This window comes from Guyparkeria halophila, from assembly GCF_034479635.1.
Lineage (GTDB): Bacteria > Pseudomonadota > Gammaproteobacteria > Halothiobacillales > Halothiobacillaceae > Guyparkeria > Guyparkeria halophila.
Window position 1 is genome coordinate 426,940 of the sequence record NZ_CP140153.1, and the last position, 16,112, is coordinate 443,051.

Annotated in this window: 14 protein-coding genes; 5 read left to right on the top strand and 9 right to left on the bottom strand. The window is 66.7% G+C overall.

The features are described 5' to 3' along the window. Window positions 1–2: 2 nt before the first annotated feature. Both SR882_RS01975 and SR882_RS01980 read right to left on the bottom strand, forming a co-directional pair. A complete protein-coding gene (locus SR882_RS01975) occupies window positions 3–956 on the bottom strand; it encodes an MBL fold metallo-hydrolase (RefSeq protein WP_322521681.1) in 954 nt (317 codons plus the stop codon). Window positions 957–981: 25 nt separating this feature from the next. Continuing rightward, on the bottom strand, window positions 982–1,329 hold the full coding sequence (locus tag SR882_RS01980) for a metalloregulator ArsR/SmtB family transcription factor (RefSeq protein ID WP_322521682.1): 348 nt from the start codon (window positions 1,327–1,329) through the stop codon (window positions 982–984). A 95-nt stretch (window positions 1,330–1,424) separates the two neighbouring features. Here SR882_RS01980 and SR882_RS01985 point away from each other — a divergent pair, with 95 nt between their 5' ends. Beyond that, window positions 1,425–1,859, top strand: coding sequence for an arsenate reductase ArsC (locus SR882_RS01985; protein ID WP_322521683.1), 435 nt, complete (start codon window positions 1,425–1,427; stop codon window positions 1,857–1,859). Window positions 1,860–1,894: 35 nt separating this feature from the next. Here SR882_RS01985 and modC read toward each other — a convergent pair whose 3' ends face one another. The 7 genes from modC to SR882_RS02020 all read right to left on the bottom strand — a co-directional run bounded on the left by modC (window position 1,895) and on the right by SR882_RS02020 (window position 8,971). After that, window positions 1,895–2,989 (bottom strand): molybdenum ABC transporter ATP-binding protein, encoded by a 1,095-nt coding sequence (gene modC / locus SR882_RS01990; RefSeq protein ID WP_322521684.1) that lies wholly within the window; start codon window positions 2,987–2,989, stop codon window positions 1,895–1,897. 10 nt (window positions 2,990–2,999) lie between these two features. Further along, a complete protein-coding gene (modB, locus tag SR882_RS01995; RefSeq protein ID WP_322521685.1) occupies window positions 3,000–3,692 on the bottom strand; it encodes a molybdate ABC transporter permease subunit in 693 nt (230 codons plus the stop codon). Between the two features lie 114 nt (window positions 3,693–3,806). Continuing rightward, entirely contained in the window at window positions 3,807–4,583 is a 777-nt protein-coding gene (gene modA, locus SR882_RS02000; RefSeq protein ID WP_322521686.1) for a molybdate ABC transporter substrate-binding protein, read from the bottom strand. A 75-nt stretch (window positions 4,584–4,658) separates the two neighbouring features. Then, on the bottom strand, window positions 4,659–5,462 hold the full coding sequence (locus SR882_RS02005; RefSeq protein WP_322521687.1) for a TOBE domain-containing protein: 804 nt from the start codon (window positions 5,460–5,462) through the stop codon (window positions 4,659–4,661). A 76-nt stretch (window positions 5,463–5,538) separates the two neighbouring features. After that, a complete protein-coding gene (locus SR882_RS02010; protein WP_322521688.1) occupies window positions 5,539–6,156 on the bottom strand; it encodes a DUF1826 domain-containing protein in 618 nt (205 codons plus the stop codon). After that, window positions 6,153–7,379 (bottom strand): GTP-binding protein, encoded by a 1,227-nt coding sequence (locus SR882_RS02015; protein ID WP_322521689.1) that lies wholly within the window; start codon window positions 7,377–7,379, stop codon window positions 6,153–6,155. The genes SR882_RS02010 and SR882_RS02015 overlap by 4 nt, the downstream gene beginning before the upstream one ends. Before the next feature lie 140 nt (window positions 7,380–7,519). Next, window positions 7,520–8,971: a cryptochrome/photolyase family protein gene (locus tag SR882_RS02020; RefSeq protein WP_322521690.1), complete on the bottom strand. Its 1,452-nt coding sequence runs from the start codon at window positions 8,969–8,971 to the stop codon at window positions 7,520–7,522. Window positions 8,972–9,013: 42 nt separating this feature from the next. Between SR882_RS02020 and SR882_RS02025 the strand changes: the two genes are divergently transcribed. The 4 genes from SR882_RS02025 to pstC all read left to right on the top strand — a co-directional run bounded on the left by SR882_RS02025 (window position 9,014) and on the right by pstC (window position 16,095). Further along, window positions 9,014–10,144: an efflux RND transporter periplasmic adaptor subunit gene (locus SR882_RS02025; RefSeq protein ID WP_322522373.1), complete on the top strand. Its 1,131-nt coding sequence runs from the start codon at window positions 9,014–9,016 to the stop codon at window positions 10,142–10,144. Continuing rightward, a complete protein-coding gene (locus SR882_RS02030) occupies window positions 10,141–13,221 on the top strand; it encodes an efflux RND transporter permease subunit (protein WP_322521691.1) in 3,081 nt (1,026 codons plus the stop codon). Before SR882_RS02025 ends, SR882_RS02030 begins: the two co-directional genes overlap by 4 nt. 371 nt (window positions 13,222–13,592) lie before the next feature. Continuing rightward, the gene (locus SR882_RS02035) at window positions 13,593–14,609 is read left to right on the top strand and encodes a PstS family phosphate ABC transporter substrate-binding protein (RefSeq protein WP_322521692.1); all 1,017 of its coding nucleotides are present in this window, start codon (window positions 13,593–13,595) and stop codon (window positions 14,607–14,609) included. 226 nt (window positions 14,610–14,835) lie between these two features. After that, the gene (pstC, locus tag SR882_RS02040; RefSeq protein ID WP_322521693.1) at window positions 14,836–16,095 is read left to right on the top strand and encodes a phosphate ABC transporter permease subunit PstC; all 1,260 of its coding nucleotides are present in this window, start codon (window positions 14,836–14,838) and stop codon (window positions 16,093–16,095) included. The last annotated feature ends 17 nt before the right edge of the window (window positions 16,096–16,112 follow it).

A 16,112-nucleotide genomic window follows, 5' to 3' on the forward strand; every position in this document is an offset into this window, starting at 1 on the left:
GCTTATTGCATCGCCGCTGTTTCGATCTGCGTGTAGGCGCGGCTGATGTTGGTGCGGTGCCAGTTGTCGAAGTGCTCGAGATGCTCGAACGGCGGCGCATCGGTCAGTCGCTCCACCGTGCTCTGCAGCCCCTCGAAGTTGTCGACCGCCGTACGGATCTCGGTCACCAGGAAATCGAGGTAGTCGCCGGCCTCGGAGCGGGCCTGGGCCATGTCGGTTACCTGGCCGTGACCGGGGATCACATGCACCGGCTCAAGGGTTTCCATCTGGTGGAAGGCCTGCCGCCAAGAGAGCACGTCCGACCAGGGGTGGATGCCCAGCATGCGATCGACGTAGACCATGTCGCCGGTGAAGACCGTCTCCGTCTCGGGCAGCCAGACGACGATGTCGCCGGGGAAGTGCGCGTCGCCGAACCAGATCAGTTCGAACGTCGTGCCACCGATCTCGAGCGTCTGCCGGTCGGCATCGATCGGGTCGGTCGCCTGCATCGGCTCGGTGCCGGCAAAGCGCTCGCCCAGCACCTCCTCGAGGCGGGCGACGTGCTGGTCGGCGAACCGCCGTTGCGTCTCTACCGTGCGCTTCAAGGCGACGATCTCGGCGCCCTGTTCGGCAAACCAGCCATTGCCCAGCCAGCGATGATCCTGGCTGCCGGTGTTGATGACATGCGTGATCGGCTTGTCGGTCACCGCGTCGATGGCCGCGTCGATCTGCTTTGCCCCCAGGCGCGAGGCGCCCGAGTCGACCAAGACCACGCCGTCATCGGTGACCACGAAGCCGAGGTTGTTGTTCAGGGCATCGTTCTCGGCGGTGCGGCCGGTGATCGGCCCGACGATGGCGTAGACGTTGTCGACCACCGGGGCGGCCTTGGGCTCATAGGGTTGCGGCTCGTCGGCCTGCGCGATGCCGGCCAGACCGAGGCCCAACAGGGCCAGCAGGGAAACAATGGCTTTATTCATCGGGGATATCCGTGGGAAAAAGGGGTCAGGCCGGGCAGGCGGCACCGGGGCGCTCGCCCATGGCGGTCAGACGCCGGCGGTCTTCGACAAAGGCGGGGTCGTCCTGCATGCCGGCCAGGGCCTCGTCGAGGATCGTGTGCGCCCAGCCGGGCAAGTCCGGTGACAGGCGGTAGTCCACCCACTGGGCGCGGCGCTCGCCCTCGATCACCCCCGCTTGGCGCAGGTTGGCCAGGTGGCGGGAGACACGGGGCTGGTCTTCGTCGACGGCGTGTTGCAGTTCGCAGACGCAGAGGGTGCCCTGCTCGGCCATCAGGAGAGCGAGGCGCAAACGAGTCGGGTGCGACAGGACGGAGAAAAGTTCGATCGGTGACATGGTGTATTCCATCGATGTCATATGCAATTAACGGAACATGGAATATATTGCATATGAAGAAGTCACCCGGTCAAGCCATTTTGCAGGAGAGTCCCATGAACCAGTCCCGCCGCATCCTGTTCGTCTGCATCCACAACAGTGGCCGAAGCCAGATGGCCGAGGCGTTTCTCAATGACCTGGGCGGTCCGGAGTTCGTGGCGGAAAGCGCGGGCGTCACCCCGCGGCCGATCAACCCCGAGGTGGTGCAGGTAATGCAAGAGCTGGGCTACGACCTGTCCGGGGCCGAGTCGGACAGTATCTTCGACTTCTTCCGCGAGGGGCGGCTGTACGAGCAGGTGATCTACGTCTGTGAGCGCGAGGCCGAGGAGGACTGCCCGGTATTCCCCGGGGTCAGACGTATCCTGCACTGGCCGTTCCCGGACCCGGCGACGCTTCCCGGCAGCGAGGCGGAACGCCTGGAGGCGCTTCGCGGGATACGTGACCAGATCCGCAGCCGGGTCGAGGAATGGCTGCAGACCGACCGTTCCTGATCCTGGGCCAGACTTGGCCCAGCTCGCCAGATGGCCTATCCCATCAGCGCCGCGCTCTTGATCAAGGCCGTGACCGGCTGGTCGGGTGCCAGCGCCAGGTGATCGACCGTGCGACTCGTTACCTCGCTGACCAGCCGCTGGCCGTCCGTCAGTGCCAGGAATACCGCCACCCGGCCGGGGCCACTGGTCTCGATTCGCTCGATCCGGCAGTCCACCTGGTTCTGCACCGAGATCCCCTCGACCCGCCCGCGGGCCAGGGCGACGTCGTCGCCACGCACCCGCAGGCGCCGCGGCCCGGTATCCGTCGGCCGGCCGTCGTGGGTCAGCCACAGCGTGACCGGCTCGTCGCCGCCCGTCGCCCGGGTGACGAAACGCAGTCGGTAGGGCTCGCCATCAACCGGTTCGAGGTGGCCGTCCAGCGAGGCCACCGGGCCCTCCTCGGTGAACAACGGCGAGTCGACCCGGCCGAGTGCCTCCTTGAGCGTCTCGACCCGCTCGACACCGCCATCGGCCATGAACACCACCCGGTCGGCGAGCCGTTCGACCTCGGCCGGGGCGTGAGTGATCATCACCGTGGGGATGGCGAAATCGCGGATGACCGTCTCGAACAGGTCGAGCAGCTCGGCCTTGGCGCGCCAGTCGAGTGCGGCCAGCGGTTCGTCCATCATCAGCACTCGCGGCCGACCGATCAGCGCGCGGGCGATGGCGATGCGTTGGCGTTCCCCCCCGGAGAGATTGCCCACCGCGCGGTCGAGCAGCGGGCCGATGCCGGTGCGCTCGATGATCTGGTCGCGGTCGATGCCCGCACCGCGGTCGGTCGGTGCCCGACTGGCGGCAAAGTCGAGGTTGCCGCGCACCGTGCGGTGGGCCAGCAGCGCGGCGTGCTGGAAGACCATGCCGATATCGCGGCGCTCGGCGGGCAGCGCACGGCGACCCTCCTGCCAGACCTCGTCGTGAAAGCGAAGCGTGCCGCGGGTATGGCGGTCGAGTCCGGCCATGGCGCGCAGCAGCGTGCTCTTGCCCGAGCCCGAGCGGCCGAACAGGGCCGTCACCCCGTCCGAGTCGAAGCGGAAGTCGCCGGAGGTCATCCGAAAATCGCCCACGGTCAGGGTCAGGTTGCCTGCGAACATTGAATGCCTCCTAGCCCAGTCGTGCCGAAAAGCGGCGGTTGATCAGGTAAACGCCCATCAGCACCGCGAAGGAGAAGATCACCATCACCGCCGAGAGCAGGTGGGCCTGGGCGTACTCGAATGACTCGACGTGGTCGAAGATCGCGATCGAGACCATGCGCGTCTGCCCTTCGATATTGCCGCCGACCATCAGCACCACGCCGAACTCGCCCACCGTGTGGGCGAAGGTGAGCACGGAGCCCACCAGCAGCCCCTGGCGCGACAGCGGCAGGATCACGGTAAAAAAGCGATCGAGAAAGGTCGCCCGCATCAGCCTGGCGGCGTCCAACACCTCTTCGGAGAGCCCCTGGAACGCCGACATCATCGGCTGGACCATGAACGGCAGCGAGAACAGCACCGAACCGATCACCAGCCCGGCGAAGTTGAAGGTCAGCTGGCCGTCGAAGCCGAACAGGCCCAGGAACTCGGTCAGCGTGCCATTCGGGTTCATGGCGATGATCAGGTAGAAGCCCAGCACCGTCGGTGGCAGCACCAGCGGCAGCGAGACCAGCGCCTCGAACACCACCCGCCAGCGCGAACGCATGCGGGAAAGCCCCCAGGCGATGGGTACGCCGATGATTAGCAGCAGGAGAGTGGTCACCGACGCCACCTGCAGGGTCAGCCAGATCGGGTGGGTGTCGAGTGGTATGCCGAACAGGGTCATTTGTCTGCGTTCCAGTTCTTGGTCGGGGAACCGCTTTCCCTTGTCTAAAAAACGGCGCGACCCCCGAGTCGTTCCGGGGGGCGCGCCAAGGGCTCCGGGAGGGAGTCTAGGAGGTCAGTGTGTGTCGTAGCCGAACTTCCGGATGATGGCCGCGCCCTGCTCGCTGCGAACGAAGGCCAAAAAGTCGTCGACCACGTCAGGGTGTTCGCTGCGGGTCAGGGCCGCCGCACCCTGCTGGATCGGATCATAGTCCTCGGCCGGCGGCATCCAGGTGTGGCCCTTGCCTGCCACCGGGCTTTCTGGATCTCGCAGTTGCGACAGGGCGACGAAGCCCAGCTGGGCATTGCCGGTGGTGACGAACTGGAAGGTTTGCGTGATGCTCTCGCCGGTCGCGATCTTCCCTTCGTCGCGATAGCGCTGGTAGAGATCGCGCTTTTCCAGCACCTGCTGCGCGGCAAGCCCATAGGGTGCGGCCTTGGGGTTGGCCGCGGCAAGATAGCGGAAGTCGCCATTGGCCAGGATTTCTTCCGCGTTCTCATCGACTGGCAGGTCGAGGCTGAACAGGGCCAGTTGTCCCTGGGCGTAGACGAAGAAGTCCCTCGCGTCACCGGCCTCGACCAGGAGTTCCGGGCGTCCCGTGTCGGCAGAGAAGTAGGCATCGAACGGCGCACCGTTCTGAATCTGCGCGAGCAGTTTGCCGGACGGGCCGAATGAGAACCGCACGTCGTGACCGGTCTTCGCTTCCCAGGCCGCGCCGATCTCCTCGGCCGCCTTGGTGAAGTTCGCCGCGATGGCGACGGTGATGGTCTCGGCCTGCGCGATCATTGAGGCCAGCAGGCTGCCGCCGAGCACGGCGGTGGCCAGGGACGTCTTCAGGGTCTTCTTGAGCATGGTTGCCTCCATGGTTGCTGCTCTCGATGTGTTGTCAGGTATATCTTGGTGGGCGCAAAAAATGCCGCCGAACGGTCAGCCGTCCACGCCCAGGATCACGTGGCTGGCCTTGATCTGGGCGCAGGTCTTGCCACCTTCGCGCAGCCCCAGCGTGTCGATGCTCGCGTTGGTCACCACCGCGGTCAGATGCGCCCCGCCGGGCAGGGCGACCACCACCTCGCTGTTGACCGCGCCGGTCTCGAGCCGTTCGACCGTGCCGCAGAGATGGTTGCGCGCCGAGGTGCGCGAGGCGGCGTCGCTGAGGATGACGAAGCTCGACTTGATCAGGGCGTGCACGTCACGTCCCTCGGCCAGACCCATGTCCTCGACGCTGCGGCTGGTGATCACGGCGACCAGCTCGTCGCCACCGTTCAGCGCGACCACGACCTCGCTGTTGACCGGCCCGCGCGTGATCGCCTTCACCTTGCCGGTCAGATGGTTCCTGGCGCTGGTCTTCATGTTGATCCTCCGGATCAGGTCCAGTTGATCGGTGATCTGTTCGCGTTCGAACAGGCCCAGCAGCTCGCGCTGCAGGCCGTCGAGCCGGCGCCAGGCGGCCAGCAGTTGCCGGCCTTCCTCGGTCAGCGCCGCCCCGCCGCCCTTCGCCCCGCCATGGCGGGTCGCCACCAGCGGACGATCGGCGAGATTGTTGATCGCGTCGACCGCGTCCCAGGCCGCCTTGTAGGTCATGCCGATCGCCCGGGCCGCGCCGCTGATCGAGCCGGTCTGCTCGAGCGCCGACAGCAGGCGCAGGCGGCGGTCTGAGACCTCGCCCTCACCCAGTTTCAGGCCCAGCGAGCCGGTGAACGACGCGTTATGTTTCTCACTATATATCGACATCGGGTGGATCGCAACGGGGTGAATCAGGGCGTTCATCATACGCCAGCGTCGGCCGGTGGCAGCGCGTGCGCCCTGCCTATGCCGCCGGATCGATGACCATGAGCAGGCGGGTCGGATCGCCTCCCCGAAGCGATGGCGAACGATGCAGTAATGTCGTCGGTGCGTCGTCCTGCCATTGCTTGCCGCGCAGGAGTAGGGGCGCCCCGGTGGGTGTGTCGAACACCTCGGCGGGAGCATTGCCGGGTCGCGCGATGCCGTATTGCGTGCCCGTCCCCCGATAGGTGCAGAGTAGCCGGGCCGGCACCGCGTCGACATGGAATTTCGGGCAGGTGACCGAGTGGATCACGTTCAGTTTTAGTCGGATATCGGTGACCCGCAGGATGGCCGCGAAGCGTTTCGCGAGTGCCGCGATGTCCTCGATCAGCCACTGGCGTGACGTGGTGTCCGGCATGCCCGCGGCGTCACAGCAGGCCGTGACGGCCTCGGCAACCCCGGCTGCCGGCACGGTGAGCTGGGCCGAGGGCAGCTGGTCGAGGGGGAGCGCGGCTATCCATTCATCGAATCCGGGCGGTCGCGGCCGTTGCCACAGGACGGCGGAGACCCCCGCATCGTGGATCGTGGCGAGGCCCTCGGCGTGGCCGGTCACCGTCACGCGCGGGCTCGTCGCTCGCTCGAGGGTGGCCATGTCGTTCATGCCGACGCCCCCATGGGCAACCAGTGGGCGAAGGGATCGGGGCGGTCCGCCAGTCCGGCCAGGGCCCGCGGCCCCGGCGCGAGGTGTTCCGGCAACAGCGCGGCGTCGAGTCTGGCCGCAAGGTCAGTGCGGTCCATCCCCGTACCGATGAACACGATTTCCTGCCGGCGGTCGCCCCAGGGTTCCTGCCAGTGCTGATCGAGGTAGGCGTGTAGCTGGGGGGAGTCGGGCCAGTGTTCCCTTGGGGCGGAGGCCCACCAGGTGCCCAGCGGCGAGACGCTCGACAGGGCGCCGGCCAGCGAGAATTCCGCCACCAGGTCGGGCTGCGTGGCGATCCAGAAATGCCCCTTCGCCCGTATCACCCCGGGCAGTGGCCCGTTGAGCAACTCGTGGATCTTCGTCGGGTCGAAGGGTCGACGCGCCCGGTAGACGAACGAGTCGACGCCGTATTCCTCGGTTTCCGGGGTGTGTGCGGCGAATCCGTACAGTTCCTTGAACCACATGGGGTGCTGGTGCGCCTTGTCGAAGTCGAAGCGGCGCGTGTCGAGAATCGCCTCCGGCGGCACCTCGGCGAAGTCGGTCTCGATAATCCGCGCGTCGGCGTTCAGGCTGCGCACGATCTTGCGCGCAGCGTCCCTCTGCTGCGGGTCGGCGGCCGAGACCTTGTTGAGGACGATCACGTCGGCGAACTCGATCTGGTCGGTCAGCAGGTGAACGAGCGTCCGTTCGTCTTCCTCGCCGAGGGCTTCGCCGTGATCGCGCAGGAAGTCGTGGCTGGAGAAGTCGCGCAGCAGGTTGGCCGCGTCGACGACCGTCACCATGGTGTCCAGTCGGGTCACGTCGGAGAGGCTTCGCCCCGCCTCGTCGCGGAATTCGAAGGTGGCGGCGACCGGTAGCGGCTCGGAGATGCCGGTCGACTCGATCAGCAGGTAGTCGAAGCGCCCTTCCTCCGCCAGCCGACGCACTTCCTCAAGGAGGTCGTCGCGCAGGGTGCAGCAGATGCAGCCGTTGGACATCTCGACGAGCGTCTCCTCCGTGCGGGACAGCTCGTTGGCAGAGCGGACCAGGTCGGCGTCGATGTTCACTTCCGACATGTCGTTCACGATCACTCCGACACGCAGGCCGTCGCGGTTGTTCAGCACGCGATTGAGCAGCGTCGTTTTCCCGGCGCCGAGAAAGCCGGACAGGACGGTGACGGGTAGGCGGTTATCTGTAGCGGCCATCGGGAACCTCCTTTGAACAGGTGAGCTTCGAGTGATTGGATTGCGACCGGGCTAGCCTGAAGACGGGCCGACTCGACCTGCCTTTGGTTGCAACGTTATAACATAACATTAAAGGGTTGCGCGTCACCCGGCGCCCAACGTCAGCGCTCGTAGTCCTTGATTTGCTGGAAGGCCTCCAGCGCGCGTTCACGTGAGGTCTTGAGGCCGACGATCGGTTCGGGGTAGGTCTCGCCCAACGTCACGCCCGCGTCGGCAAGGGTCGACGGCTTCGCCTCCCAGGGGGCGTACAGGGCCTTGTCGGGCAGCTCGGCCAGTTCCGGCACCCAGCGGCGAATGAAGGCGCCGTCAGGATCGAATTTCTCGCCCTGCAGCACCGGATTGAAGATGCGGAAGTAGGGGGCGGCGTCCGCGCCGGTGCCGGCGACCCACTGCCAGCCGGCGGTGTTGCTGGGCAGGTCGGCGTCGACCAGGGTGTCCATGAACCAGTCGGCGCCGATGCGCCAGTCGACCAGGCAGTTCTTGGTCAAGAACGAGGCGACGATCATCCGCGCCCGGTTGTGCATCCAGCCGGTGGTCCAGAGCGCCCGCATGGCAGCGTCCACCACCGGGATGCCGGTCTCGCCACGCTGCCAGGCGGCGATGTGATCGCGATCGTTGCGCCAGGGCAGGTGATCGAAGCGGGCATCGAGGTTGTCGGTTTCGGTCTGCGGGAAGTGGTAGAGCAGATTGGCACCGAACTCGCGCCAGCCGACCTCGCGCAGGAAGTGTTCCGGCCCTTTCTCATCCAGGGCATCCGGGTATTCGCTCCGCACCCGGGCGACCACCTGGCGCGGCGAGATCTCACCGAAGTGCAGGTGTGGCGAGAGCCGCGAGGTGCCGTCCAGGTCGAGCCGATTGCGGGTCTCGTGGTAGCGCGAGATGTCGTCGAGGAACGACTCGAACCGATCCCAGGCGCCCGCCTCGCCGGGTGTCCACCAGTCGGCAAAGCCATCGGCCCAGTCGAGCGGCGGCAAAAGGCCGAGCGAATCGATCGGCTCGCCCTCGATGGCCTTGTCCACCGGTGGCAATCGTTCGGGGTCGGAAACCACCGGCCGGTCGATGCCCTCGGCGAGCAGTGCCTTCCAGTAGGGCGTGAACACCTTGTAGGGCGCGCCCTGCTTGTTGAGCACGTGCCAGGGCTCGAGCAGGTAGTTGCCGGCAAAAGACTGCGCGGCCAGTCCCTGCTCGCGCAGTGACTGCTTGACCGCCCGGTCGGTGGCGATGCCGGCCGGTTCGAGCCGGCGGTTCCAGTGCACGGCCGTGGCGCCGGATTCGGTGGCCAGGCTGGCCAGTACCTCGGTCGGTTCACCGCGGCGTATGATCAACCGGCTGCCCAATGCCCGCAGGTCGCGATCGAGCGCCGCGAGGCTGTGATGCAGCCACCAGCGACTGGCCCCGCCCCGAATAAAGCCGTCGCGGCGCGGCTGCTCGCCCTCGGGCGGGAGGATGTAGACGGGTATGATGTGCTCGGATGCCAGCGCGGCGTCGAGTGCCGGGTTGTCGGCAAGGCGCAGATCCTGGCGGAACCAGACAAGAATGGACGATGTGGACATGGACGGTTCGGTAATGGCTGCAGGGAGGAGTGGCGGGTGAGTATGGCAAAGCGCCGTGGTTTTTTTCTGCCGCTGCTCGTCCTGATCGGCGGCCTTGTCGTTGTGCCGGGCCTGCCTGTTGAACGGGCGTTGGCCGAATCCAAGCCCGCGGGGGGTGACGCGCCGGTGGTATTGGTCGCCCCGGTGGCGAGCGGTGTGGTTGAACGGGCATCACTGGTCGGCGAGGTGACCGCCGAGACCACCGCATCGGTCGGCTTTCAGGCCGCCGGGCGCATCGACGAGCGCGCGGTGCGCCGCGGGCAGCGCGTCGCCGCTGGTGAGCCCCTGGCTCAACTGGACAGCCGCGACCTGGCCGCGCGGGTCGACTCGGCCGAGGCCGAGCTCGCCCAGGCCCAGGCCGAGGCGCGACTGGCCGCGCAGGAACTCGAGCGTACCCGCCAGTTGCACGAGCGCCAGGTCGCCAGCCGGCAGGCCCTCGATCAGGCGATCTCGCGCGAACAGGCGAGCCGGGCTCGCGTGGCCAGTATCGAGGCGCGACTGGCCGAGGCGCGCAATGCCCTGGATTACGCCACGCTGGCCGCGCCCTTCGCGGGTGTCGTGATCGAGCTGGTCGCCGATGTCGGTGACGTGGTGGCCGCCGGCCAGCCGGTGGTGAGGCTGGCGGCCGCCGATGGCCGGCTGGTCGAGGTGGCGGTGCCCGAGCGGCGCCTGGCCGATCTCCCCCAGGTGGGCCTGGCGCGTCTGGACAGCGATGGCGTCGAGCTCGACGCCACGCTCGATTCGGTCAGCGGCGCGGCCGCCCCGGTCAGCCGGACGTTTGCCGCCCGCTACCGGCTGCCCGCGGCGGACGAGCGGCCCTGGTCGCTTGGGCAGACCGCCATGCTGCACTTCGATGAGTCGGCGCCACGCCAGCGTGTGCCGGTCGGCGCCGTGTTCGCCCGTGGCGACGGGGCCCGGGTGTTCCGGGTCGTCGACGGGCGGGTCGAGGCCGTGACCGTGCGCGTGCGGCGTATCGAGTCCGATTACGCGGTGATCGAGTCCGACCTGCCGGTCGGTGCGCTGGTGGTGATCGCCGGCGTCAACCGCCTGCATGACGGCCAGGCCGTCGAGCCGCGGCGCGGCGACGAGGTCGCGGCGGGTGCGGCGGACGAGGTCGAGGAGACCGCGCCTTGAGCCAGTCGGTCATCAGCCGGTTCAATCTCTCCGCGCTGGCGGTCCGCGAGCGCTCCATCACCCTCTACCTGATCCTGCTGGTCGCCTTCGCCGGTCTGTATGCCTTCGTCTCGCTGGGACGGGCCGAGGATCCCGCCTTCACCCTCAAGGTGATGCTCGCCGAGGCGCATTGGCCGGGAGCGACCGCCGCCGAGATGCAGGCGCAGGTGGGCGAGCCGCTCGAGGTGGCGCTCGACAACGTCCCCTACTTCGACTTCGTCGAGACCATCAGCCGGCCCGGCTCGGTCTATCTGCGCATCAACTTCGCCGAGTCCACGCCGCCCGAGGCGGTCGACAATGCCTTCTACCAGGTGCGCAAGCACCTCTCCGATGCCGCCCCGCAACTGCCACCGGGCGTCGCCGGCCCGTTCTTCAACGACGACTTCTCGGATGTCTATTTCACGCTCTACGCCCTGACCGCGCCCGGCGTGGACCAGCGCACCCTGGTCGAGGCGGCCGAGACATTGCGTCGCGAGGCGTTACGGGTCGAGGGCGTCGACAAGGCCCATCTGATCGGCGAACAGGACGACCGGGTGGAGGTCCGTCTCGATCCGGCCCGCATCCAGTCGATGGGGCTCTCAGTCGAGGCGGTCGCCGCCGCGCTCGCCGCGCAGAACCGGATGACCGCGCGCGGACTGATCGAGACCGACGGCCCCCGTCTGTACCTGCGGGTCGGGCCGGGGCTGGATGCCGACGGCCCCGAGTCGATCGAGCGTATCGCGGCGAGCCCGCTGACCATCGATGGGCGGGTGCTGCGACTCTCGGACGTGGCCGAGGTCTCGCGCCGGCTGGCCGATCCGCCCGCCTTCGTGGTCGAGAACAATGGCGAACGCGCCCTGATGGTGGGCGTGATCATGGCCGACAACGTCAATGGCCTGAAACTCGGCGAACGGCTGGCGGCCTTCGAGCAACGTGTCGCCGCCGATCTGCCCGTCGGGGTGGAGCTGGAGAAGGTCACCAACCAGGCCGATGCGATCCGTCTGGCGGTGGATACCTTCCAGATCAAGTTCCTGATCGCCCTGGGCGTGGTCATGCTGGTGGGCTTTCTCGCCCTGGGATTGCGCGCCGGGCTGGTGGTTGCACTGGCTGTGCCGCTGACCCTGGCGATGACCTTCGTGGTGATGCAGGTCACCGGCAAGAACCTCGACCGCATCACGCTCGGCGCGCTGATCCTCTCGCTCGGGCTGCTGGTGGACGATGCCATCATCGCCATCGAGATGATGCTGGTGAAGCTCGAGGAGGGCGCCGATCGCATCAGTGCAGCGGCGCATGCCTGGACGGTGACCGCGATGCCGATGCTGGTGGGCACACTCGTGACCGTGGTCGGCTTCGTGCCGATCGGCTTTGCCCAGTCGAACGTGGGCGAGTACGCCGGCAACATCTTCTGGATCCTGGGCATCTCCCTGATCGCCTCGTGGTTCGTCGCGGTGGTGTTCACGCCGTATCTGGGCGTGAAACTGCTGCCGCGCATCCAGCCGGCACCGGGCGAGATGTACGGCGGGCGCACCTACCGCGCGCTGCGGCGGGTGATCACCGGTTGCGTCGCGCATCGCTGGTGGGTGCTCGGCGGCACCCTGATCCTGTTCATCGCCTCGGCCATGTTGATGGCCCAGGGGGTAGCCAAGCAGTTCTTCCCCAGCTCCGATCGTCCCGAGCTGCTGATCGACATCCAGCTGCCCGAGGGCAGCTCGACGACCGCCACCCGCGCGGTGGCCGAACGGGTGGCCGCGGCGATCGAGGACGACCCGGCGCTGGAGTCGCTCTCCACCTACATCGGCCGGGGTGCACCGCGCTTCTTTCTCGCCCTCAATCCCGAGCTGCCCGACCCGGCCTTCGCCAAGATCATCGCGGTGACGCACGACGCCGAGGCGCGCCAGGCCCTGCGTGAACGACTGGACACGATGATCGCCGAAGGCGCCTTTCCCGAGGCCCGCGTGCGACCGCACCCGCTGCTGTACGGCCCGCCGGTGGTCTGGCCGGTGCAGTTCCGTGTCATGGGGCCGGAAATCGAGCGGCTGGTGGCGATCGGGGAGCGGGTGCGCCGCGTGATGGCCGACAACCCGCACCTGGTCGATCCGCACCTGGAATGGGGGCGGCAGGTGCCCACCCTGTCGCTCTCGCTGGATCCGGCGCGCCTGGCGGCCTTCGGCCTGACGCCCGTTGACGTGCAGGGGCAACTCGCGGCATTGATCAATGGCCGCGTGGCCACCGAGTTGCGCGAGGGCATCCGGGGAATCGAGGTGGTGGTGCGTGGTGACCCGGCCGTGGCCCGCGACCCGGCCCGGCTGGAAACCCTGCCCATTGGTCTGGACGACGGCAGGAGCGTGCCGCTGGCGCAACTCGGCGAGATCGAGGTCGAGACCGAGTTGCCGGTGTTCAAACGACGCAACCAGACCCCGTATCTAAACGTCAACGCCGAGATCCGCGGCGCCCAGCCGCCCGATGCCACCTTCGCCAGCTGGGCGGACCTGGCCGACCTGCGCTCATCCTTGCCGGCCGGCTACCGGCTCGAGATCGGCGGCACGGTCGAGCAGTCGGCCAAGGCCCAGAACTCGCTCAAGGTGATCATGCCGCTGATGGTGGTGCTGATGTTGACGCTCTTGATGCTCAACATGCGCTCGTTCCCGGGCCTGTTCATGGTGCTGCTGACCGCGCCGCTGGGCCTTATCGGCGCGGCCGGCGCCCTGGCGCTGTTCAATCAGCCATTCGGCTTCGTCGCGCTGCTGGGGCTGATCGGTCTCGCCGGCATCCTGATGCGCAACACCCTGATCCTGGTGGGTCAGATCGACGAGAACCGCCGCGCCGGCGATGACCGCCGTACCGCCGTGATCGAGGCCACCATCCGCCGGGCCCGCCCGGTGGTGCTGACCGCCCTGGCGGCGGTGCTCGCCTTCGTGCCTTTGACGGCCAGCACGTTCTGGGGGCCGCTGGCAGTGACGCTGATCGGCGGGATCGCCGTCGGGACCGTGCTGACCATCGTGTTCCTGCCGGCGATGTATGCGGTGTGGTTTCGGGTCAAGCCGCCGGCCGCGGCCTAACGGCCACCGCTGGCGGCGGAGAGGACAGAGACTAGAGGGAAGAAGTCAGAAGCGAGGTGTCAGCGGAAAGGCGTGAGAGCGAAATTGCCACCGCTGGCGGCGGAGAGGACAGAGACTAGAGGGAAGAAGTCAGAAGCGAGGTGTCAGCGGAAAGGCGTGAGAGCGAAATTGGCGGCTTCACCATCTCCCCCTGACCCCTGACCCCTGACCCCTGACCTCGGGTTGCATCCTGTTGATCTCCCTTTGGTTCCGTCTTTCGGCTACCCTCTGTCACCGAACCGTTGTCACACTTTCATCTTGCTGTCACAAATCGTCATCAGACTCCATTCCCGCAATCGCGTTGTGTTGAACACCAAATGAGGTTTTTACTGATGAAACGTTTTGCTGTATCCAGCATTGGCTTGGCCGCCGTAATGGCCACCACCATGAGCGCCGCCCAGGCGCGTGACCAGATCCGCATCGTCGGTTCGTCCACCGTCTTCCCGTTCGCCAGCTACGTCGCTGAAGAACTGGGCGCGACCACCAAGTGGCCGACCCCGGTCATCGAGTCCACCGGTTCCGGCGGCGGCATGAAGCTGTTCTGCGAAGGTAACGGTCTGAACACTCCGGACATCACCAACGCCTCGCGCCGCATGAAGCCGTCCGAGTTCGAGCGCTGCCAGGAAAATGGTGTAACCGATGTCACCGAGGCCATGGTCGGCTACGACGGCATCGCCTTCGCCCAGAGCAACACCAACGACGCGGTCGCCGTGACCCGCGAGCAGATCGCCATGGCGCTGCTCGAGCAGGTGCCGGTCGACGGCAAGCTGGTCGACAATCCGCACAAGATGTGGAGCGACATCGACTCCTCGCTGCCGGCCCGCGAGATCCGCGTTTACGGTCCGCCGACCACTTCCGGCACCCGTGACGCCTTCGAGGAGCTGGTGCTCGAGGCCGTGACCGAGGAAATGGAAGCCTACGGCAACGAAGGCTACGCCAACCTGCGCAAGGACGGTGCCTACATCGACGCCGGCGAGAACGACAACCTGATCGTGCAGAAGCTGCAGAACGACGTCGACGCCTTCGGCATCTTCGGCTACTCCTTCCTCGAAGAGAACGCCGACAAGCTGTCCGGCGCGTCCATCGACGGCGTCAAGCCGGAGCCGGAAGCCATCGGTTCGGGTGAATACCCGGTTTCCCGTTCGCTGTGGTTCTACGTCAAGAACAGCCACGCCGACGACGTCCCGGCCATGGGTGACTACGTCGAGCTGTTCATGAGCGACAAGATGATCAGCGGCATGGGTTACCTCAAGGGCATCGGCCTGATCCCGATGCCGGAAGATCTGCTCAACGAGTGGCAGACCAACGTTGCCGATCGCAAGCAGCTCGAGCTGTCCGATCTGAAGTAAGCGAAGGAGTCGCTCCCCAGGGACGGGGAAAGGACGCCCTCCCAGGGACGGGAAAGGCCGGCGGGCATGCTCCGCCGGCCTTCTCTTGTCGCAAGCGTTTGGCGGACTTGATGCCGAACGCTTGCAACAGGAGGCAGGTTCCCAATAATGGGCCGCTTTGAATCCTTGGCCGACACGGCCTGCCGGCAGCTGCCGGCTTCGTGGTACACGACGGAATAGCGCAGACATGCAGACCGACCAGATACTGATGACGTTCTTCGCCGGGGTGCTTCTCCTGGGTGCGCTGGGGTTCTACCTCGGGCGCAGCAAGGCGGTCCGAACACGTGCCGACGGTGCCCACATGCATTCCCAGCCGGATCAGTACGCCTGGTTTGCGGTGCTGACCTCGGCCGGGCCGGCCGTAATCGTCGCCTTCGTGTCGGCGATCATCCTGGGTTTGTTCGAAAGCGCGTTTCCGGGTTGGCTGGCGGTGGCCGGCGCCTTGGGGCTGGGCGCATTCGGCCTGTTTATCGGGCTCAACCGCATCCGTCCCGAGCTGAAAGCGCGTGACTCGCTCGAACACGCAGTCAAGTGGACGCTGCTGGCAGCCGCCTCTGTCTCCATCCTGACCACCTTTGGCATCCTGTTCTCCATCCTGTTCGAGGCGATCCGCTTCTTCCAGATGGAGAGCTTCTGGTACTTCATCACCGGTACCAACTGGGCACCGGGGGATTCCTTCCTCGAGGCCGCCGGTCGCGCTGAGGCCGGGGAAGGGTCCTCCGGCAACTTCGGCGCCGTGCCACTGTTCGCCGGCACCTTCATGATCACGATAATCGCCATGCTGGTTGCCGTTCCCATTGGCGTGTCGGCGGCTATCTACATGGCCGAGTACGCCCCCGAGCGAGTGCGCACCGTGGCCAAGCCGGTGCTCGAGGTGCTCGCCGGCATCCCGACCGTGGTCTACGGCTTCTTCGCCGCGATCACCGTCGCCCCGCTGATCGTCTCCGCGGCCGGCTCGGTGGGCCTGGATGCCTCGTTCAACAACGCGCTGGCGCCCGGGATCGTGATGGGGATCATGATCATCCCGTTCATCTCCTCGCTCTCCGACGATGTGATCACGTCGGTGCCTAATTCGATGCGGCAGGGGTCGCTGGCGCTGGGCACTACCCGCAACGAAACCATCCGGTTCGTGGTCTTACCGGCGGCGCTGCCCGGCATCATATCGGCCACGTTGTTGGGCGTCTCGCGCGCGTTGGGCGAGACCATGATCGTGGTGATGGCCGCCGGTATGCGTCCCAATCTCACGGCCAACCCGCTCGAGGATATGACCACGGTCACCGTCAGCATCGTTTCCTCGCTGACCGGCGACAACGAGTTCGAGTCGGCCGCGACGCTCTCGGCCTTCGCGTTGGGCCTGATGCTTTTTGTGATCACGCTGGCCCTCAATTTCGTCTCCGTGTTGATGATCCGCCGCTTCCGTGAGAAGTACGCGGTAAACGATCTATAAACAGTTCTACCGGAAGC

Excerpts from the sequence above, each read along its gene's own strand:
- SR882_RS02020 (WP_322521690.1), bottom strand. The coding sequence starts at position 8,971 with ATGTCCACATCGTCCATTCTTGTCTGGTTCCGCCAGGATCTGCGCCTT.
- modA (WP_322521686.1), bottom strand. The coding sequence starts at position 4,583 with ATGCTCAAGAAGACCCTGAAGACGTCCCTGGCCACCGCCGTGCTCGGC.
- SR882_RS02010 (WP_322521688.1), bottom strand. The coding sequence starts at position 6,156 with ATGAACGACATGGCCACCCTCGAGCGAGCGACGAGCCCGCGCGTGACG.
- SR882_RS02005 (WP_322521687.1), bottom strand. The coding sequence starts at position 5,462 with ATGTCGATATATAGTGAGAAACATAACGCGTCGTTCACCGGCTCGCTG.
- SR882_RS01985 (WP_322521683.1), top strand. The coding sequence starts at position 1,425 with ATGAACCAGTCCCGCCGCATCCTGTTCGTCTGCATCCACAACAGTGGC.
- SR882_RS01980 (WP_322521682.1), bottom strand. The coding sequence starts at position 1,329 with ATGTCACCGATCGAACTTTTCTCCGTCCTGTCGCACCCGACTCGTTTG.
- pstC (WP_322521693.1), top strand. The coding sequence starts at position 14,836 with ATGCAGACCGACCAGATACTGATGACGTTCTTCGCCGGGGTGCTTCTC.
- modC (WP_322521684.1), bottom strand. The coding sequence starts at position 2,989 with ATGTTCGCAGGCAACCTGACCCTGACCGTGGGCGATTTTCGGATGACC.
- SR882_RS01975 (WP_322521681.1), bottom strand. The coding sequence starts at position 956 with ATGAATAAAGCCATTGTTTCCCTGCTGGCCCTGTTGGGCCTCGGTCTG.
- SR882_RS02025 (WP_322522373.1), top strand. The coding sequence starts at position 9,014 with ATGGCAAAGCGCCGTGGTTTTTTTCTGCCGCTGCTCGTCCTGATCGGC.
- SR882_RS02015 (WP_322521689.1), bottom strand. The coding sequence starts at position 7,379 with ATGGCCGCTACAGATAACCGCCTACCCGTCACCGTCCTGTCCGGCTTT.
- SR882_RS02035 (WP_322521692.1), top strand. The coding sequence starts at position 13,593 with ATGAAACGTTTTGCTGTATCCAGCATTGGCTTGGCCGCCGTAATGGCC.
- modB (WP_322521685.1), bottom strand. The coding sequence starts at position 3,692 with ATGACCCTGTTCGGCATACCACTCGACACCCACCCGATCTGGCTGACC.